Origin of the sequence: Alcaligenes sp. 1735tsa3 (assembly GCF_024134565.1) — a bacterium.
Taxonomy (GTDB): domain Bacteria; phylum Pseudomonadota; class Gammaproteobacteria; order Burkholderiales; family Burkholderiaceae_B; genus Alcaligenes; species Alcaligenes phenolicus.
On sequence record NZ_CP099862.1, the window covers coordinates 4,241,374 to 4,258,302 of the forward strand.

General features: G+C 58.2%; 19 protein-coding genes. 10 read left to right on the plus strand and 9 right to left on the minus strand.

Annotation, left to right across the window (positions count from 1 at the left end; genetic code table 11):
* Window positions 1-52 precede the first annotated feature (52 nt).
* A complete protein-coding gene (locus tag NIZ92_RS19510; protein WP_063690085.1) occupies window positions 53-1,495 on the minus strand; it encodes a catalase in 1,443 nt (480 codons plus the stop codon).
* 103 nt (window positions 1,496-1,598) lie between these two features.
* Window positions 1,599-1,835, minus strand: a complete 237-nt coding sequence (locus NIZ92_RS19515) for a hypothetical protein (RefSeq protein ID WP_254002477.1) — start codon at window positions 1,833-1,835, stop codon at window positions 1,599-1,601.
* Between the two features lie 55 nt (window positions 1,836-1,890).
* Here NIZ92_RS19515 and NIZ92_RS19520 point away from each other — a divergent pair, with 55 nt between their 5' ends.
* From NIZ92_RS19520 to NIZ92_RS19565, 10 genes are all read left to right on the plus strand, one after another.
* Window positions 1,891-2,661, plus strand: coding sequence for a response regulator (locus tag NIZ92_RS19520; RefSeq protein WP_080747977.1), 771 nt, complete (start codon window positions 1,891-1,893; stop codon window positions 2,659-2,661).
* Window positions 2,646-3,806 (plus strand): cell wall metabolism sensor histidine kinase WalK, encoded by a 1,161-nt coding sequence (locus NIZ92_RS19525; RefSeq protein WP_035269499.1) that lies wholly within the window; start codon window positions 2,646-2,648, stop codon window positions 3,804-3,806. Before NIZ92_RS19520 ends, NIZ92_RS19525 begins: the two co-directional genes overlap by 16 nt.
* A 108-nt stretch (window positions 3,807-3,914) precedes the next feature.
* Window positions 3,915-5,288, plus strand: coding sequence for an efflux transporter outer membrane subunit (locus NIZ92_RS19530; RefSeq protein ID WP_160289039.1), 1,374 nt, complete (start codon window positions 3,915-3,917; stop codon window positions 5,286-5,288).
* Window positions 5,285-6,418: an ABC transporter permease gene (locus NIZ92_RS19535; protein WP_035269498.1), complete on the plus strand. Its 1,134-nt coding sequence runs from the start codon at window positions 5,285-5,287 to the stop codon at window positions 6,416-6,418. The genes NIZ92_RS19530 and NIZ92_RS19535 overlap by 4 nt, the downstream gene beginning before the upstream one ends.
* A 16-nt stretch (window positions 6,419-6,434) precedes the next feature.
* Entirely contained in the window at window positions 6,435-7,163 is a 729-nt protein-coding gene (locus tag NIZ92_RS19540; RefSeq protein ID WP_254002478.1) for an ABC transporter ATP-binding protein, read from the plus strand.
* Between the two features lies 1 nt (window position 7,164).
* The gene (locus NIZ92_RS19545) at window positions 7,165-8,076 is read left to right on the plus strand and encodes an efflux RND transporter periplasmic adaptor subunit (RefSeq protein ID WP_052159257.1); all 912 of its coding nucleotides are present in this window, start codon (window positions 7,165-7,167) and stop codon (window positions 8,074-8,076) included.
* On the plus strand, window positions 8,069-8,776 hold the full coding sequence (locus NIZ92_RS19550; protein WP_035269497.1) for an MtnX-like HAD-IB family phosphatase: 708 nt from the start codon (window positions 8,069-8,071) through the stop codon (window positions 8,774-8,776). The genes NIZ92_RS19545 and NIZ92_RS19550 overlap by 8 nt, the downstream gene beginning before the upstream one ends.
* Window positions 8,773-9,699: a carboxylesterase gene (locus tag NIZ92_RS19555; RefSeq protein WP_254002479.1), complete on the plus strand. Its 927-nt coding sequence runs from the start codon at window positions 8,773-8,775 to the stop codon at window positions 9,697-9,699. The genes NIZ92_RS19550 and NIZ92_RS19555 overlap by 4 nt, the downstream gene beginning before the upstream one ends.
* The gene (locus NIZ92_RS19560) at window positions 9,696-10,055 is read left to right on the plus strand and encodes an EamA family transporter (RefSeq protein ID WP_035269496.1); all 360 of its coding nucleotides are present in this window, start codon (window positions 9,696-9,698) and stop codon (window positions 10,053-10,055) included. The genes NIZ92_RS19555 and NIZ92_RS19560 overlap by 4 nt, the downstream gene beginning before the upstream one ends.
* Before the next feature lie 9 nt (window positions 10,056-10,064).
* Window positions 10,065-10,457, plus strand: a complete 393-nt coding sequence (locus tag NIZ92_RS19565; protein ID WP_035269494.1) for a multidrug efflux SMR transporter — start codon at window positions 10,065-10,067, stop codon at window positions 10,455-10,457.
* A 202-nt stretch (window positions 10,458-10,659) separates the two neighbouring features.
* On the opposite strand, the gene NIZ92_RS19570 is transcribed toward NIZ92_RS19565, so the two are convergent.
* The 7 genes from NIZ92_RS19570 to rpmH all read right to left on the minus strand — a co-directional run bounded on the left by NIZ92_RS19570 (window position 10,660) and on the right by rpmH (window position 16,705).
* Entirely contained in the window at window positions 10,660-11,562 is a 903-nt protein-coding gene (locus NIZ92_RS19570) for an arginase family protein (RefSeq protein ID WP_254002480.1), read from the minus strand.
* Window positions 11,544-12,605: a peptidogalycan biosysnthesis protein gene (locus NIZ92_RS19575; RefSeq protein ID WP_254002481.1), complete on the minus strand. Its 1,062-nt coding sequence runs from the start codon at window positions 12,603-12,605 to the stop codon at window positions 11,544-11,546. Before NIZ92_RS19575 ends, NIZ92_RS19570 begins: the two co-directional genes overlap by 19 nt.
* Entirely contained in the window at window positions 12,602-13,981 is a 1,380-nt protein-coding gene (locus NIZ92_RS19580; protein WP_035269489.1) for an aspartate aminotransferase family protein, read from the minus strand. Before NIZ92_RS19580 ends, NIZ92_RS19575 begins: the two co-directional genes overlap by 4 nt.
* A gap of 140 nt (window positions 13,982-14,121) precedes the next feature.
* Window positions 14,122-15,789 carry a membrane protein insertase YidC gene (yidC, locus tag NIZ92_RS19585; RefSeq protein WP_254002482.1) on the minus strand — a complete coding sequence of 556 codons (1,668 nt, stop codon included), beginning with the start codon at window positions 15,787-15,789 and terminating at the stop codon, window positions 14,122-14,124.
* A gap of 107 nt (window positions 15,790-15,896) precedes the next feature.
* Window positions 15,897-16,139, minus strand: coding sequence for a membrane protein insertion efficiency factor YidD (yidD, locus tag NIZ92_RS19590; protein WP_035269485.1), 243 nt, complete (start codon window positions 16,137-16,139; stop codon window positions 15,897-15,899).
* Window positions 16,136-16,504 carry a ribonuclease P protein component gene (rnpA, locus tag NIZ92_RS19595; protein ID WP_026483983.1) on the minus strand — a complete coding sequence of 123 codons (369 nt, stop codon included), beginning with the start codon at window positions 16,502-16,504 and terminating at the stop codon, window positions 16,136-16,138. The genes yidD and rnpA overlap by 4 nt, the downstream gene beginning before the upstream one ends.
* Window positions 16,505-16,570: 66 nt before the next feature.
* Window positions 16,571-16,705, minus strand: a complete 135-nt coding sequence (gene rpmH, locus NIZ92_RS19600; protein WP_003800771.1) for a 50S ribosomal protein L34 — start codon at window positions 16,703-16,705, stop codon at window positions 16,571-16,573.
* Between the last annotated feature and the right edge of the window lie 224 nt (window positions 16,706-16,929).

Sequence of the window (16,929 nt, forward strand, 5' to 3'; positions counted from 1 at the left end):
GATTGTAGATGGGGAGCCGATTCTTTGATGGCTTAAACAGCCCGGTCAGGGTTTAAAGCTGACCGCGTTTTGTCAGTTCTGCCCTTACACCGGCACCGTAGGCAGGGTCTGCCTTGGTGAAGTGGCCCAGCTGACGCTCGATGATTTCCTTGGGAACACCCGCCATGGCGTCGGCAATATTGCTGAACAGACGCTGCTTTTCCTCGTCGTTGAACAGGCGGAACAGATTGCCGGGCTGCGAGTAGTAATCCTCATCCACGCGGTGATCCCAGTGATCTGCCGGCTGGCCGTCCAGCGCCAGAGGCGGTTCGCTACGGGGAGCCTGTTGCCATTCGCCCTGGCTGTTGGGCTCGTAGTTGATCGTGCCGCCGTTATTGTCGCCAGTACGCATGGCGCCATCGCGGTGGTAGCTGTGGAACGGGCAACGCGGTGCGTTCACTGGCAGCAGCCCGTGGTTCACGCCCAGACGGTAACGCTGGGTGTCGCCGTAGGAAAAGATACGACCTTGCAGCATGCGGTCGGGCGAGTGACCAATGCCGGGCACCAGGTTGGCAGGCGTAAAGGCGGCTTGCTCCACCTGGGCAAAGTAGTTGGTGGGGTTCTCGTTCAACTCCAGCATGCCCACATCGATCAGCGGGAAGTCGCCATGTGGCCAGACCTTGGTCACGTCAAAGGGGTTGATGTGGTAGGTGCGTGCCTGCTCTTCGGTCATGATCTGAATGCGCAGCGCCCAGCGAGGGAAGTTGCCCTTTTCAATGTTCTCGTACAGATCGCGCTGCGAACTCTCGCGGTCCTGGCCCACGACTTTGGCGGCTTCTTCATTGGTGTAGTTGGCAATGCCCTGCTGGGATTTGAAGTGGAACTTCACCCAGTGGCGCTCGCCCTTATCGTTGATCAGGCTGTAGGTGTGCGAACCAAAGCCGTGCTGCTGGCGCAGGTTACAGGGCAAACCGCGGTCGCTCATCAAGATGGTGACCTGGTGCAAGGATTCGGGCGACAAGGACCAGAAATCCCAGGCGGCGCTCATATTGCGCAGGTGGCTGCGAGGGTCGCGTTTCTGTGTGTGGATGAAGTCGGGGAACTTCAGTGGATCCCGTATAAAGAAGACAGGAGTGTTATTGCCCACGAGGTCCCAGTTTCCGTCTTCTGTATAGAATTTGAGGGCAAATCCTCGAACGTCGCGTTCTGCATCGGCGGCTCCTGCTTCACCTGCTACGGTGGAAAAACGTAAGAAAACGGGGGTCTGGCTGCCTGGCTTGAAGACCTTGGCCATGCTGTACTGCGTGATGTCGTGCGTGACGGTAAAGGTACCGAAAGCGCCCGAGCCTTTGGCGTGTACGACACGCTCCGGGATGCGTTCTCGATCAAAGTGAGCCAGCTTCTCCAGCAGCCAATAATCCTGCATCAGGACGGGACCACGAGGGCCTGCCGTCATGGAGTTCTGGTTCTCCTCAACAGGGCGGCCAGCGGCGGTCGTCAGGGTTTTATTGCTCATTGTGTTTCTCCGTTGAAGCTGACCCGAACCGAGGGGGGCGGGTCGTTTTAAGAAGTTGAGATCAGTCTACTTGCCTTGGTCGAAATAGTTAAATCAAATGATTTTAGTGAACGTATAGCTTTTTGCTATCAAGACGGTTTTCATCCCGATCATAGCGGTAAGTAGAAACGCTGCGCATGAAATTTCTATGAGCAGAATCTGAAAAATTGATAAATGTTTGTAAATACGGGCCTTTTACGCCGTTGGACAGAGTATTTCGGGCAGGTGTATCATCCACCCAGCCGCCTGCGGCGTACTGCGGTGTACTAAATGGGCCCAGCGTTGAGAAGCCCGTTTTCATGCCTTCTGCCCCTGGTCGGGGTGCCGCCTAGCAGGACTCAGGACAACGATAATTTATGAATTTTCCCCCCAAGACCGGTGGCCATTCCTTTGGCGACACCCTCTCTCACACAGCATCTACACGTGATGCCACCTTGCAAAAACTGGTGCTAGTGGTGGAAGACGAACCCGATATTGCCAGTGTGCTGGATGCCTATCTGCGCCGCGATGGCTTGCGTACAGCGATAGCGGGCGATGGGTTCCAGGCTTTGCAATTGTTCCGGGATCTGCGCCCGGACATGGTGTTGCTGGACATTCATCTACCCGGTGTGGATGGGTTGGATGTATTGCGTGCCATCCGTAACGCGGGTCAAACCCCGGTGATCCTGGTCACGGCATTGGCCGATGATGTGGACAAGCTTCTGGGCCTGCGTTTGGGGGCGGATGACTATGTCATCAAGCCTTTTAATCCGGCGGAGGTGGTGGCCCGTGTCCGCGCCGTGCTGCGACGCAGCGGCGCTGTTGCACCCAGCACTCGCATCCGTGTGGGTAGCCTGGAAATTGATGAGCAGGATCACGTGGCCTTGGTGCATGTGGAGGGTGATCGGGTTGTGCCCTTGCCGCTGACCGTCACGGAATTTCGCTTGCTGGCCTGCCTGGCGGCCCAGCCGCGTCGTTGCTTTTCCCGTAACTATCTGATTGAGCAATGTTTGCCTGAAAGTAATGCGATGGAGCGGGTGATTGACTCCCACATCTCCAAGTTAAGACGCAAACTGCAGGTGGTAGGCCAGGGCGAGCTGGTCGAGGCCGTACGTGGAGTGGGCTATCGCTTATGGCGCGAATACTAGACCGAATCTGGGTTCGCTTTGGCTTGGCGGTGGCCATCGCGATTGTGGTCACCCTGTCTGTGCTGGCCATCACCCAGCTGCTGTTCTGGAAGTACGAGGAGGATCGCTTTTACCGCTCTCTTCCCACCGATATTCGCCTGGAGTATGACCAGCTTGTGGTTCAGGGTCTGGAAGAAGGCCCACGTGCCATGCAGATTTATGGCGAGTACTGGCAGGGTGATCCCTGGACTCGCGAATACCTGACCTTGCTTTTTACTCTGATGATAGGCCTGCCCTTTGGGCTGGTGTCGGGGTTTTGGGTATCGCGCCGGGTAATGCAGCCTCTGGAGTCCATGGCGGAGGCGGCCAACCGGGTGGCGGTAGGCGACTTTACCGTGCGTGCGCATGAAGGCCAGGCACGCGGTGAAATGGCCGAGATGGTGCGCGACTTCAATCACATGATTGATTCGCTGGAAGCGCTGGACCGTGAGCGCCGCATGACGGTGGCCTCCTTGTCGCACGAGCTGCGCACCCCTTTGGCGGTGTTAAGTGCCCGCTTGCACGCTATTGTGGATGGGGTCATTCCCGGCACCGAGCAGGAAATGCACGGCTTGTTACAGCAATCTTTGCATCTGGGCCGTTTGGTCAGCGATCTGCATACGATTTCCCTGGCCTCTGCGGGGCGATTGTCCTTGTATTGCGAGCAACTGGATCTGGTGCCGCTGGTGGCGGAAGAACTGGATCGTTTTGATGCCCGCCTGCAGGAAAAGGGTTTTGAGCTGGAGGCTGACTTGCCGCCAGTGCCTGCTTGCGTCCTGGTGGACCCGGACCGTTTGCGGCAGATTATTGGCAATTTGCTGGAGAACTGTCTTCGCTACGCCGCCCAAGGGCGCTGGGTGGGGATTTCGCTGGAGCTTAGCGAAGGCCATGCCACCTTGTCGATTAATGATGCGGGCCCCGGCTTGCCTGAATCCATGCGTGACCGCCCTTTCGAACGCTTTGCTCAAGAACCGGGCAGCAAACGCCATGCTTCGGGTTTGGGCCTGTCGATTGTGCAGGCGCTGGTTGAACAGCAAGGCGGCACTGTCATCGTTGGGACCTCCAAACGGGGTGGTGCCAGCGTACAAATGCGTTTTCCGCTGGTGAATCGCAGCACGGCGAACTAAGCCGCATTTCTATCTCCATCATTTCTCCATCATTTGTGCACGGCTACGCAACGTGGCCCGTGCATGCTGTAGCCATCTCTTATTTCGTGCTTGGGAGTGGCTGCCCTGTTGTCCATTCTTCGTCTTTTTCCGGCGCTATGGTGTGCCGCCTTACTGTCGGGTTGCTTTGCGCCTCTCGTCCCGGATTTGTCGCGCCCCCAGGCGCAGGAGTGGGATAGCCAGGTCGCCAATGAAGGGCCAGTGGTTGAGCTACGTGCCTGGTGGCATGTGCTGGGCGACCCGCAGCTGGACGCCTTGGTACAAGAGGCCCTGGCCCAGAATCTGGATCTGGCGCAAATGTTCAGCCGTGTTCAGGGTGAACGCCAGATCACCGAGCGCTGGAGCAGCAAATTTCTGCCCGCTTTGAATGCGGACGCCCATCCGGTGCAGGACGTACCCGCACAGGATATGTATTTCCATGCGAGCCTGGATATGGTGTGGGAGCTGGGCCTGTTTGGTGCCATGGAAAATGCCCGGCTGAAAGCGATGGCGGATCTGGGCTATGCACAGGCTGACTTGCAAAGCATGCGCGTGACGGTCATCGCCTCCGTGGTACGCAATTACATGGACCTGGCTCAAGCCCGTCGTCAACAAGCCTTGCTGGAAGAGACGGCCAAGCTGGATGAACAGGCCCTGTCCTTGGCTCAAGTGCGCTGGCAAACCCATCTGGGTTCATACGAGGCGCTGGAGCAGGCCCGCCTGACCCAGACTCAAACCAGGGATCAGTACCTGAACTTGCAAGAGCGTGCGGATCGAGCCGCTCGTGCCCTGGCTTTGCTGTTGGGGCGTGATCAACCCGATTTTCTGTGGGCAATGGGTGCCCAGGCGCGCTTGCCTCAAACATTTACCTTGCGCCAAGTACCGGCGGATCTGGTTCGTATTCGACCCGACATCAGCATGGCCCAGGCCGAGGTGTTGCAGGCTGCCGCCCAAGTCGGAGTAGCGCGTTCGGCTCTGTACCCTCGACTGCGTTTGGGCGGCTCCATCCTGTATTCCTACAACATCACCCGCAATATGCGCACCAGCACGGATTCGGTGCCGTCTATTGGTCCCATGCTGGATATTCCTCTGTGGGATTGGGGGGCACGTCGTGCCCGTGTGCGGGCTAGCGAAAAGGAGCTGGATGCCGCCTTGCTGGGCTATCGCAAAGCGGTGGTCACGGCGGTATCTGAAGTGGAGCAGTCCTTGGCAGCGTTGGTGAATCAGCAAAGCCGTATTCAAACCTTGCAGCAAGCAAGCCAGGTGCTGCAACAGGGGCAAATACGTCAACAAACCTTGGTAGGCCTGGGTCTGTCCAGCGAACTGGAGTTACTGCAGGCGCGCCGTGCCCATTTGAAGGCGCAGGCGGATCTGGAACTGGCACAGGATAGCCGTGTGCTGGCGTTTGTGGCTTTGTACAAGGCTTTGGGCGGTGCGCCTTTGCCGCAAGAGCAAGAGCCATGATCGCACTGGCACGTAAAACCCTGGTTTACGAGTGGCGGCGCTTTGTCCCCGTAGTGCTGGCTGTGGGCTTTTCCGGCTTGATGCTGGTGGCGCAAGCGGCCTTGGTGCTGGGGATTTTTGGGACAGCGGCCATTTACGTCAAAGCCTCGTCGGCGGACTTGTGGGTGGGCTATCCCGGTACACAAAGCGTGAATTTCGGGCAGTCCATTGACCCCGATGTGGCCATGCGTTTGCGCATGGACCCCGATGTGCTTGACGTCGAACCCTATGAATGGGTGGATGGTGATTGGCGGGCCCAAGCCAGTGATAGCGGCAGCGTTTCGGTTTATTTGTCGGGCGTGTCGGTCAGTGACGGGGCCATGATGTTTGACCAGCTATTAGGTGCCGATATGCGCGCTCGTTTACGGGAACCCGGTGCGGTGATTGTGGACGAGGCGGATCTGCAGACCTTGGGATTGAATCGAGATGTCAGCCGCGCCTGGATCAATGGCAAACCGGTTCGTGTCGTGGGCTTGCTGCGCGGTTTGCGGGGTTTGGGTGGTGTGAATGTGTTGGCTTCAGTCGATACCGCCCGAGAGGTCAAGGGGGAGCCTGATGTGCGTGGCAGTACGTATTACGTGGCTCGCACTCGCATCGCCCCCGAGCTGGTGCAGGCCAGGCTTAACGATGGCACAACGGCTTTTGGTCCCTATGAAGTCTGGACGGCTGACCAGTTTGCCTCACGCTCGCAACGCTACTGGTTGCTGGATACCGGCGCAGGTATGGCGGTGTTGTTCATGGCCTTGATTGTGTGTCTTGTTGGCGCCGTGATTACGAACCAGTCCTTTGCCGCAGTGGTGGCCGGGTCTGCCCGCGAATACGCCACCTTGAATGCTTTGGGAGCCAGCCGTACGGCGTTGGCCAGGGTGGTGATCGAGCAGTCGTGCATGGTGGGTGGAATGGGTATGGTGCTGGCCGCGGTGATCAGTTCTGCACTGTTGGCCCTGGCAGCTTTGTATCACGTACCGGTCGCGATGACCCCTTTAGTGGCACTGGCCTGCGCCGTGCTGGTAGGCCTGATGTCCTTGCTCTCCAGTGTGATGGCAGTCCGTGTCTTGTGGCGTACCGATCCGTCCCTGCTCTTGCGCTGATTCAGGAAAACAGACCATGACTATGTCCTTGCAACCGAGTGGCGAACCCAGCCTGAATGCCCTTGCCCTGGGTAAATCCTTTTTGACGGGGGTAGTGCAACTGCGTGTGCTCAATCGCCTGTCGTTGGCGGTTCATGCAGGCGAGCTGACCTTGGTGTCCGGCCCGTCCGGTTGCGGCAAAAGTACCTTGCTGGCCTTGCTATCCGGGCTGCAGCAACCCGATGAGGGGCAGGCCTTTGCCTTGGGCCAGAACCTGGCAGAAATGAGCCGCCGTGAACGGGATGATTTCCGCCTGCAGCACACCGGCTTTGTGTTCCAGGGCTTCAACTTGTTTCCCGCGCTGACCGCACAGGAGCAAGTGCAATTGCCCTTGGGCTATTTGGGCATGAACGCCCGTACCAGTGCAGAGCTGGCGTATCAGGCTTTGGAAGAGGTAGGGCTGCTGCATCGCGCGCATATGCGTCCGGCGCAGCTATCGGGCGGGGAAAAGCAGCGGGTGGCCATTGCCCGGGCGATCGCCAAGACGCCACAGCTTCTGTTTGCCGATGAACCTACCAGCGCTCTGGATGCCGAGAACGGGCAGCGCGTCGTGGACATCTTGCACCGCTTCGCCCGCAAGCATCGCGCCACCGTGCTGTGTGTCAGTCATGACCCACGTGTGGTTCGTCACGCAGATCGGGTGGTGGGCATGGAAGACGGGGCTATTCGCAGTGATCGGCGTAGTCCGGAACATACACAGGAGTGAAATGATGATGAATGCGTCTCCAGGACGCTGGCGCTGGGCCTTGATTGCGGCATGTGTGATGTTGGCAGCGTGCTCCAAACGCCCCCCGGAACCTCTTGTACAGACCGCTTCCAGTGGATTGCGTGACATTGCCATTGCGCGTGGCAAGGTAGAGGTGGAAGGCGGCCTGCTCAAGCTGGCAATGCCGGTATCCGGCGTGGTGTCCGAGCAGGCGGTGCGTGAAGGCGATACGGTGCAAGTGGGCCAATCCTTGTTTGCTTTGCGTGATGGTGTAGAGCTGGCGCAAGTAGAGACTGCGCAGGCCCGTCTGGCCTTGGCCCAGGCACGTTTGCGTGCCGCCCAGGCTGCCCTGCCCGCCGTGCAGCAAGCTGCTCAGCGTTATGCCACGGCGGCACGCGCTGGCGCGGCTCAGCCCCAACAGGCGGACCAGGCTCAGCAACGATTGCGGCAGGCCCGTACCGAAGTCGAGATTGCCCAGGCAGATGTGGAGCTGGCGCGCGCTCAGGGCAAGCAGCAAAAGGCTCAATTGGCGCAGTTTGCATTGCTCGCTCCCGAGGCCGGCGAGATTGTCAGTCTTGCTGTCCGTCAGGGCAGTTTTGTACAAGCCGGGGAGGTGATGGCCACGCTATTGCCCGCCCGTCCCTTGCAATTGCGAGTGGAGCTGAATGCGGCCTATGTGGAACAGGTCAAGGTGGGCATGAAAGCCCGTGTGGTCTTTGATACCGAAGGCAGTGGTCAAACGACTGCCCTGCCTTCGGCCCATGTTCTGCGTATCAGCCCGGTCTACGGTGAAGGCCGTTTGCAGGACGACTCCCAACGCGGCCCGGTGCGTGTGGTCGAGGCCGTGCTGGCTTTTGATGAAGCGGCTCAGGCTCGGGTAGGACAGAACGTCAGGGTGATTTTCCATGAATGAAATGCTCCTTAATTACAAATCCGCCATGCAAACAGGGCAGTGGCGAATACAGTGCGACTTTGACGGCACGATCAGCCTGCAGGATGTGGCCGACACCTTGCTGAATCGGCACGGCATGCCCGGCTGGCAGGAGCTGGAGGAGGCGTGGGAGCGTGGCGAGATTGGCTCGCACGATTGCATGTGCGGGCAAGTTGCCTTGCTGGACATGAGTGTGGCTGAGCTGCACAGCTGTCTGGATGAGGTCGGAATTGACCCGTTTTTTGCGCAGTTTGTTGCTGTCACCAAGCGCTTGGGTGTGCCCTTGCAGATCGTCAGTGATGGTCTGGACTATGCCATTCACTACCTGCTGGGCCGCGAAGGCTTACGCGGCTTGCCGGTGCTGGCTAATTGTCTGGAAGTGCAGGGGCCACGTCGCTGGCGGCTGGATACGCCTTGGCACAGGCTGGATTGCGCCAGTGCGAATTGCAAGTGTGGCCATCTGTCCCAGGCACATGCTCAGAGCCAGCGCGTGCTGTACATCGGCGATGGCAGCTCGGATTTTTGTGTGGCGGCCAAGGCGGATTTTGTTCTGGCTAAAGGTCGTTTGCAGGACTATTGCCAGGAGCGCGGTATTGCGCATGCCCCTTTCGAGGACTTTAGCCAGGCGATCGCCCTGCTGCCCTCCTTGCTGCACACTCCGGATTTAAGGTCAGTGGTATGAGTGACGCGGCTTTGCACCCGGCTTTCTCCAGCCTGCCTGAATTGGCTGAACAAGGTCTGACGTCTCGACCGGACGAACTGTTGTCGCATGAGTATTTGCTGCGGGGCCACGGAGCACATGCGCGCACTGGCGTGCTGCTGATTCATGGTTTGACGGGCACACCGAATGAAATGCGTGTGCTGGCCCGAGGGCTGAATCGTCAGGGTTTTACGGTCTATGCGGTGCAGTTGGCAGGACATTGCGGGTCCATGGATCAACTGGTGTCGACACGCTGGCAAAACTGGCTGAGCAGCGTCTGTCGTGGTGCCGATTTGCTGGCGCGTTATGTAGATCGTGTGGTGGCCGGTGGCCTGTCCATGGGGGCGGTACTGGCTCTGGGGCTGGCTCAGCGGCGTCCCGAGCAAATATCGGGGGTGGTGGCCCTGTCCCCCACCTTTCGTTATGACGGCTGGAGCATGCCCACGTACACCAAGTTCTCTTTCATCCTGCCTTGGTTACGGGCCTTGGGTATTGGCCGACGCAGTGTGTTCATGGAGCAGCCTCCTTATGGCATCAAGGACGAAGCCTTGCGGGCACGCATCGTCAGTCAGATGAATAGTGGAGACAGTGCCGCTGCCGGTTTACCCGGGAACCCTTGGTGGGCCGTGATCGAGATGCATGCCTTGTCGGCGCGGGTACGCAAGAACCTGGACAAGGTGCGTGCACCCTGCCTGGTCATACATGCTCAACATGATGATATTGCCGCAGTCGGAAATGCCTACGAGATCGTGGATGGCGTGCGTCACGCGCCGGTGGAATTGTGCTTGCTGCAGGACAGCTATCACATGATTACCATTGATCGCGAACGCAGGCAGGTGATTGCGCGCGTGGTGGATTTTGTGACGGCTATTGATGCTGCTGGCTGTGGGACCCGGCGGTCATGAGCCCTTTGGTGATTGCTTTGTGGATCTGCAATGTGCTGGTCGATAGCGGTGGGCAATTGGCTTTCAAAGCGGCTGCCGCGGATCCAGGTGACAGGCAGGGGCTGGACCGTTGGCAGCGCATGTTCAGCCGTCCTTGGCTTTGGGTGGGAATAGCCTGCTACCTCGTTGAGTTTGTTGTGTGGCTGGCCTTCTTGTCTTTAGTGCCCTTGTCCGATGGTGTCTTGATGGGCTCGATCAGCATTGTGATCGTGATGCTGTTTGGCCGCATCTTGTTTGGGGAAAGCCTGACGCCTTTACGGGTGCTGGGGATTTTGCTGGTGTCGATTGGTGTGGGTATTGTGGGCTTGAAAGGCTAGGAGGCCGATATGCGGCGTTTTTATATCATCGGTTTTCTGGTTCTGCTGGCTTTCGACACTTTGGCGCAGATCAGCTTCAAGCTGGCCGGAGAGCATGCTTTGCCTTTGCAGGCATCCTGGGAATGGCTGGCGCGGGTCTTTAGCCAGCCGTGGATTTATGGCGCCTTCATCGGCTATATCGGCACCTTTTTCTGCTGGCTGACCTTGCTCAAGAAGGCCCCCATAGGCCCGGCTTTTGCCGCGTCACATCTGGAGATTGTGGCGGTGCTGGCGGTATCGGCGTATTTGTTCAACGAGCAAATCGCCTGGCCACAGATTCTGGGAACCCTCTTTATCTTGGGCGGTATTGTGTGTCTGGCACTTAGCGAGTCCAAACAGGCGCAGCAACACAAGTCAGTTTGAGTACCTGCAATACAAGAAGCCCCCTTGGGGACACAAACCGAAGGTGAAGCTTGGGGGACCGCCGGGCTGCACCAAGGCTCGGCGCCCCTGGCAAAAAAGCTCCCCTCAGGCACGAGCCCGGACACACAGTGCCCATTGCGGACTGCTATGAGCCAGTCGATTCCGAGCAGCATGCAGGCCGTAAGGTAGATCTGGAGGATTTTTACCGGAGCTCGTGCAGCCAGCGAGTCAGCTGTAGATTGAACTCATGCTGGCGTGCCTGCCAACGTGGCAGATCAGCTTGCTGGCGTTCGGTGCTTTGCCCGTCTGCTGTGCTTAGCCAGCGCTTCCAGGCACTGCGGTACTGCCAGGTAGAGACATCGCCCGTCACGTCGCTGCCTATGATGCGTCCGCGCACGGCTTTGAGCAGACTGCGCAGATGCGGCTCCTGCATTTTCCCTTGATCCCAATTGGTGCGCAGAACCTCGGGGTCGAAGACGTCCTTATCAATGCTGACGTACACCTGCCTGGGGGACTGGGCCAGATGTTCGCTGGCTGCAAGTACCAGCGTGTCCAGATCCGGGAATCGGCGAAAGCAGGAGGCCAGCCCCAGCCGGCTGGCCCATTTCACGTTTACCCCACTACTCCAGTACGTGACCTTGCGGGCGTAGAGCGCACCCAGATGGTGTTCCCAAACATGGCCAAAGCCTATGTCTCCGGAGGTAATGCCGATCACATGCACTTGGGCCACTTGCGTCAGCTTGGCCACTTCATGCACCCAGGAGCCGCAATGGATGCCCCAGGGAAAGCGCATATTGTCGGGGTGGTTATCCAGCACCACCACATCCACTGGCTGTTCCTGCTTGGACAGGCAGCGCAGAATCAGCGGCCAGCTCAAGTGATGGAAGTCCCCGCTACCCAGAAACACAGGCCCATGTGCTCCAGGTTCGGGCATGGCGGGTGTCAGCTGTGTCATACCTTCAAACAGGGTGTGGCGTCTGCATCCAAAGCGTAATGCCTCGCGCCAGTCCTCGCTTAGTGCCAGGCGGATTTCACCGGGCAAGGGGCCAACCGAGCTGTCCGTATCCAGTACGACAGGCGGGCGGATCAGGTCGCTTTCAGCCATGTTTTGTCCATTTCAAAGTGTCCCAGCAAGCGCCGAGCAAGGGCGCGCAAGACCGGGTTACGCACGTAAATCAGATGACGCGTTGGGGTAAAGTCCGCGCCCAGCAGCGCTTTGACGCCGGGGTCCGTCCAGCCCGCAATGTAGTGGCTAAGGCCCTGCGCCAGTGCGTATTCCAGGTTCACCATCCAGCTGACGAAATACAGACTGAGCTCCCGCGAGCCGGGATAGGACAGCCCTATGTATTTGTCGACCAATCGGCCCTCATGCTCAAAGCACAGATTCCAGCCAATCAATTCATTGGAGTCCGCGCGGTAGTACTCGAAAACCAGTCCTTTGGATGACTCGTCGCGCAGCACCGACGCCAGAAACTCCTTGCTGAGCAGGTCAAAGTGAATCTCGCTTTGGGCATACACGCTGCGGTACAAGGTGTAGTACTGATCGACTCGTTGCTCGCTGGCAAAAGCTTTGCCGGTTTGGACTTGTTCAATACGAAGCTGATTGCGCTTGCGCAGCTTGCGGGTCAGGTAGCGACGCGCATCTTTGGGCAGGCGGGACAGGTAGGTATCCGTATCGGGGAAATCAATGCGTACATAGGCCAGCGCCTGGCCTTGCAGCGGGATAAAACCCTGTTCCACACAAGCGCTGACCAGGGCATTGGTCTGCGCATTGGCGTGGGCACTTAATAAGGGCGAGTCTGCCGGCAAGTCCTTGATGATAGTCAGCGCATAGTGTCGCCCAAGCTTGTCGCGCACGGTTTTGGCAAGCCCCTGCACATCCGACTCGGAAGGCAGCCAGGCGTATTCGCTGACGGTCGTGCCGACAAAGGCAGTACGTACCGTCAGGAAACGCTGCCACCACGAGTGACCCGGCCAACGACGCACCCGTTCCTTGAGTACATCATCAGCCGTGGTCAGCAGCTCAAACGGTGCCTGGAAGGCAGGCATGGGCAGCTCGTCCAGTGCCGTAAACCCCTCGGGGGGATAGGACAGGAAGCGCTGCACCAGCCCTGCTGGTTCCAGTGCGTTCAGCAAGCGTGGCTTCATTGAGACTGCTTGGCGCGGGTGATCAGCTGATCGAGCAGAACCATGGCTTCGTCGATCTCGCTGCGTGTAATGTTCAGCGATGGAGCGAAGGTGATTACGTTCTTGTAATAGCCGCCTACGTCCAGCACCAGGCCGCGCTTTTCGCCCTGGTAATCCAGATCACCTGCCAGGCCGATATCCACCATGCGATCGAGCAGTGCCTTGTTGGGAGTGAAGCCATCGGTCGTGCAGATTTCTGCGCGCAGGGCCAGCCCCAGGCCGTCCACATCACCAATTTCGGGATGACGTTTCTGCAGATCGCGCAGCCCGTCCAGGAAGTAGGCGCCGGAGTCACGGACCTGTCGACCAAAATCAACTTCGTGCGTCATCTTCATGACTTCCAGACCAACGGCCGTACCCAGCGGGTTGGAGGCAAAGGTCGAGTGGGTGGAGCCGGGTGGGAACACGGTGGGGTTGATCAGTTCTTCACGAGCCCAGATACCGGATAGTGGGTTCAGACCGTTGGTCAGGGCCTTACCAAATACCAGCACATCAGGCGTGATGCCAAAGTTCTCGATTGACCATAGCGTGCCGGTACGCCAGAAGCCCATCTGAATCTCATCGACCACCATCAAAATGCCGTGCTGGTCCAGGACCTGCTTCAGACCTTTGAAGAAGTTGGCAGGTGGCACTACATAACCGCCGGTGCCCTGAATGGGCTCCACATAGAACGCGGCGTACTCGCACTGGTTGGTTTTGGGGTCCCAGATGGCGTGGTACTCGTTCTCGAACTTGCGGGCAAAATCACGCACGATGGAGTCCGCGTACTCTTCGGACGTCATACCTTTAGGGCGACGGAAAGGGTATGGGAAGGGAATGAACTGGGCGCGGTCACCAAAGTGGCCGTAGCGGCGGCGGTAACGGTAGCTGGAGGTAATGCCCGAGGCACCCAGGGTACGGCCGTGGTAACCCCCTTCAAAGGCGAACATCAGGCTCTTGCCTTGGGAGGCGTTGCGTACCAGTTTCAGGGAGTCTTCCACCGCCTGTGCGCCACCCACGTTGAAGTGCACGCGGCCAGCCTGGCCCCATTTTTGCTCGGCGTCCTGGGCAATAAAGCGGGCCAGTTCGATCTTGGTGGGGTGCAGATATTGGCTGGCGACCTGTGGCAAAGTGTCCAGCTGATTGCGCAGGGCATCGTCCAGACGCTTGTTGCGGTAGCCAAAGTTCACGGCCGAATACCACATCTGCAAGTCCAGATAGGATTTGCCGTCGTCGTCAAACAAATAGCTGCCGTCGCAGCCAGTAAAGACTTTAGGTGGGTCTACGTAGTGAACGGTATCGCCAAATGAGCAGTAACGGGCTTCGTCAGCCAGCAGGTTTTTGATGTCGAGGGACATTGAGAGAGTGCTCCTGAAAAGAGTGCCACCTCAATGTACGAAGGCAAGTTGGACTGACCGTTGATGGATGATGGACGTAGTGTGGAGATGGGCAAAAAAAACCCCGCTAAACGTAGCGGGGTTTTTTGTGTCAGAGCGAATTAGCTGTTGGCTGCTTTCGCGCTGTTCTTTTCGATCTGCACCATGATGTAGCGCTGCTGGGCAATGGACAGGATGTTGTTCACGCACCAGTACAGAACCAGACCGGCGGGGAAGAAGAACATCATGCCACCAAAGACCAGAGGCATCAGCATCATGACTTTGGCTTGCATTGGATCAGGCGGAGTGGGGTTCAGCTTGATCTGCAGGAACATGGTACCCATCATGATGGCGGGCAGAATCATCCATGGGTCGCGTGCGGCCAAGTCGTGAATCCACAGAATCCAGGGTGCACCGCGCATCTCGACGCTGCCCAGCAGCACCCAGTACAGCGCAATGAACACAGGGATCTGAACCAGCATGGGCAAACAGCCACCCAGCGGGTTGATCTTCTCGGTGCGGTACATCTCCATCATGGCGGCGTTCAGCTTGGCCTTGTCGTCGCCGAACTTCTCGCGCAGGGCTTGCATGCGTGGCGCAAATTGCTTCATCTTGGCCATGGAGCGGTAGCTGGCGGCCGACAGCGGGAAGAACACCAGCTTGATCAGCACGGTCAATGCCACAATGGCCCAGCCCCAGTTACCCAGCAGGGAATGCAGCCAGGTCAGCAGCTTGAACAAAGGCTTGGAGATGATGGTCAGCCAGCCGTAGTCCACCACCAGATCCAGACCGGTAGCCAGTTGCGACATGGCTTTCTGGTCTTGCGGGCCTACCCACAGGGAGGCGTCCACAGCCTTGCTTTGGCCAGCGGCGATCGAACCGACCGATTCCAGCGTGCGCACGGCGTACAGATTGTTGCCCAGCTTCAGGATTTCGTTGGTGCGTTGCAGATCCTGGGCAGGAACCCAGGCGGTTGCAAAGTAGTGCTGCACCATGCCGATCCAGCCGTTATCCACGCTGCGAGCGTAGGCGGCCTTGTTCTTGTCGATGTCCGAGAAGGTTATCTTCTGGAACTTGTCGCCGCTGGAATAGACCACAGGACCGGTAAAGGTGCTGTACAGGCGGGAAGAGTCGGGCGGGTTGTTGCCGTCGCGAGTCAGTTGCAGGTACAGGCGTGGGTCAATCGCGGCGCCGGTATTGTTCTGGATGTCGTGACGAACCTGGATGTCGTAGCGGCCCTTGTGCAGCGTGTAGGTCTTGGTGACTTTCACGTCGTCCGCAGTAGCTTCGAACACCACGTCCAGCGTATCGCCCGTCATGCTGCGCTGGCTGGAGACCAGGGTGAACGGGGTCAGGTGGTTGGGCAGGTTCTGGCCAGAGGCACCCACAATACCGGACTGGGCCAGGTAGGTGGAGGCAGGCGAGTTATCCAGCAGCACCATGGGCTGCTCGGGGTTCTCGGGCGAACCGTACTTCAACAGCTCGGCCTTGATCAGCTGGGCACCTTCGGTGCTAAAGCCCAGCTTGTAGACGTCTGTGGTGATGTCGATAGTTTGCGCTGTGGCAGACACCGCGCTGTTGCTCGAAGGCAAGGCAGCAGACGCAGTCGGCTCTTGAGCAGCGGGAACACCACCGTTTGCGGCAGGTTCGTCGGAGGCTGCTGGCGCTTGTGTGGTGGCTGGGGTGGAAGCGAACAGCGATGGTTTGCCGTTATATTCCTGCCAGTTGTTCCACAGCAGCAGCAGTGCAAAGGAGAAGATCATCCATAGGATGGTGCGTCGGATATCCATAGCGCCTGTATCACATTTATAAAGCTGAGCAAAAGCTTAGCAGTTTAACGTAGCTGGTCAGCAAACAGGGGGTTGCCTTGAAAAACAAGGCGCAGACCAGGACGATTTTAGAAAGTGTTGCGGTCTTCGGGCGTGCGAGCGGGCACAGGATCATGCCCTCCCTTGCACCAGGGATTGCAGCGGCAGATGCGTACACCACCAAGCCATAGCCCTTTGAGCGGGCCATGAATGTCAATGGCCTGCAAGGCATAGTTGGAGCAGCTGGGAGTAAAGCGGCAGTTTCTACCGATCCAGGGACTCAGAAAAAACTGGTAAAAGCGGATCGGTGCCGAAGCCAGTTTGCGCATCATGGCCGTACCTTGGAGAACAAGGTGTCGGCCTCGGTGCGAACCAGTTGCTTCAGGGCAGTCAGCGACACCTGGGGTACCTTGCTGTGCAGCCTAAAGACATAGGCGGCATTGGGCAAGCCTTCACGTTTGTGGCGGAAGGTTTCGCGCAAGATACGCTTGATGGTGTTGCGGGTGACGGCGCGGTTGGCAAAGCGCTTGGGGACGATCAGTCCCAGACGGGCGCCTTCGGTCTGGTGTGGATCTTCGCCACGAGAGCGAGTGACCACGAACAAAGCCCCGCGACCTACGCGTTGCCCTTTAAGAGACTGTGCGTATTCGGTGGGGCTATGTAAGCGAGCCGTAGCTGGAAAGGAGGCACGCATGATGCGTATCGTGGGAGTCGGGCTTTAGATAATAGATCCATCACCCTGGGCCCCGCATCCCGACATGGCTTATACAGCCAGACGTTTGCGACCTTTAGCGCGACGTGCGTTCAAAACAGCGCGGCCACCGCGAGTTTTCATGCGAACGCGAAAACCGTGGGTACGCTTGCGACGGGTAACAGAGGGTTGGTAGGTGCGTTTCATGGTGTATCCAAAAAAATGAGCCGCCAGAAATCGCAGAAAATCTCCACCCCGACAGCGCAAACGCTTGGGATCTGGCAACAGAAAATCGTGTTAAGCCCGTCATTTCAGCAAATTCTTTCTGTTGTGTCAATTATTTAGCCCGATATTACGCAACTAAATTTGTTAGCCTGTGGATAACTTGGCACACCTCAGGGTAGAATCGAGGTTTACAGAAGTGATGACCG

Coding starts and splice junctions, on each gene's coding strand:
- NIZ92_RS19510 (WP_063690085.1), bottom strand. CDS start 1,495: ATGAGCAATAAAACCCTGACGACCGCCGCTGGCCGCCCTGTTGAGGAG.
- NIZ92_RS19515 (WP_254002477.1), bottom strand. CDS start 1,835: ATGAAAACGGGCTTCTCAACGCTGGGCCCATTTAGTACACCGCAGTAC.
- NIZ92_RS19520 (WP_080747977.1), top strand. CDS start 1,891: ATGAATTTTCCCCCCAAGACCGGTGGCCATTCCTTTGGCGACACCCTC.
- NIZ92_RS19525 (WP_035269499.1), top strand. CDS start 2,646: ATGGCGCGAATACTAGACCGAATCTGGGTTCGCTTTGGCTTGGCGGTG.
- NIZ92_RS19535 (WP_035269498.1), top strand. CDS start 5,285: ATGATCGCACTGGCACGTAAAACCCTGGTTTACGAGTGGCGGCGCTTT.
- NIZ92_RS19540 (WP_254002478.1), top strand. CDS start 6,435: ATGACTATGTCCTTGCAACCGAGTGGCGAACCCAGCCTGAATGCCCTT.
- NIZ92_RS19545 (WP_052159257.1), top strand. CDS start 7,165: ATGATGATGAATGCGTCTCCAGGACGCTGGCGCTGGGCCTTGATTGCG.
- NIZ92_RS19550 (WP_035269497.1), top strand. CDS start 8,069: ATGAATGAAATGCTCCTTAATTACAAATCCGCCATGCAAACAGGGCAG.
- NIZ92_RS19555 (WP_254002479.1), top strand. CDS start 8,773: ATGAGTGACGCGGCTTTGCACCCGGCTTTCTCCAGCCTGCCTGAATTG.
- NIZ92_RS19560 (WP_035269496.1), top strand. CDS start 9,696: ATGAGCCCTTTGGTGATTGCTTTGTGGATCTGCAATGTGCTGGTCGAT.
- NIZ92_RS19565 (WP_035269494.1), top strand. CDS start 10,065: ATGCGGCGTTTTTATATCATCGGTTTTCTGGTTCTGCTGGCTTTCGAC.
- NIZ92_RS19570 (WP_254002480.1), bottom strand. CDS start 11,562: ATGGCTGAAAGCGACCTGATCCGCCCGCCTGTCGTACTGGATACGGAC.
- NIZ92_RS19575 (WP_254002481.1), bottom strand. CDS start 12,605: ATGAAGCCACGCTTGCTGAACGCACTGGAACCAGCAGGGCTGGTGCAG.
- NIZ92_RS19580 (WP_035269489.1), bottom strand. CDS start 13,981: ATGTCCCTCGACATCAAAAACCTGCTGGCTGACGAAGCCCGTTACTGC.
- yidC (WP_254002482.1), bottom strand. CDS start 15,789: ATGGATATCCGACGCACCATCCTATGGATGATCTTCTCCTTTGCACTG.
- yidD (WP_035269485.1), bottom strand. CDS start 16,139: ATGATGCGCAAACTGGCTTCGGCACCGATCCGCTTTTACCAGTTTTTT.
- rpmH (WP_003800771.1), bottom strand. CDS start 16,705: ATGAAACGCACCTACCAACCCTCTGTTACCCGTCGCAAGCGTACCCAC.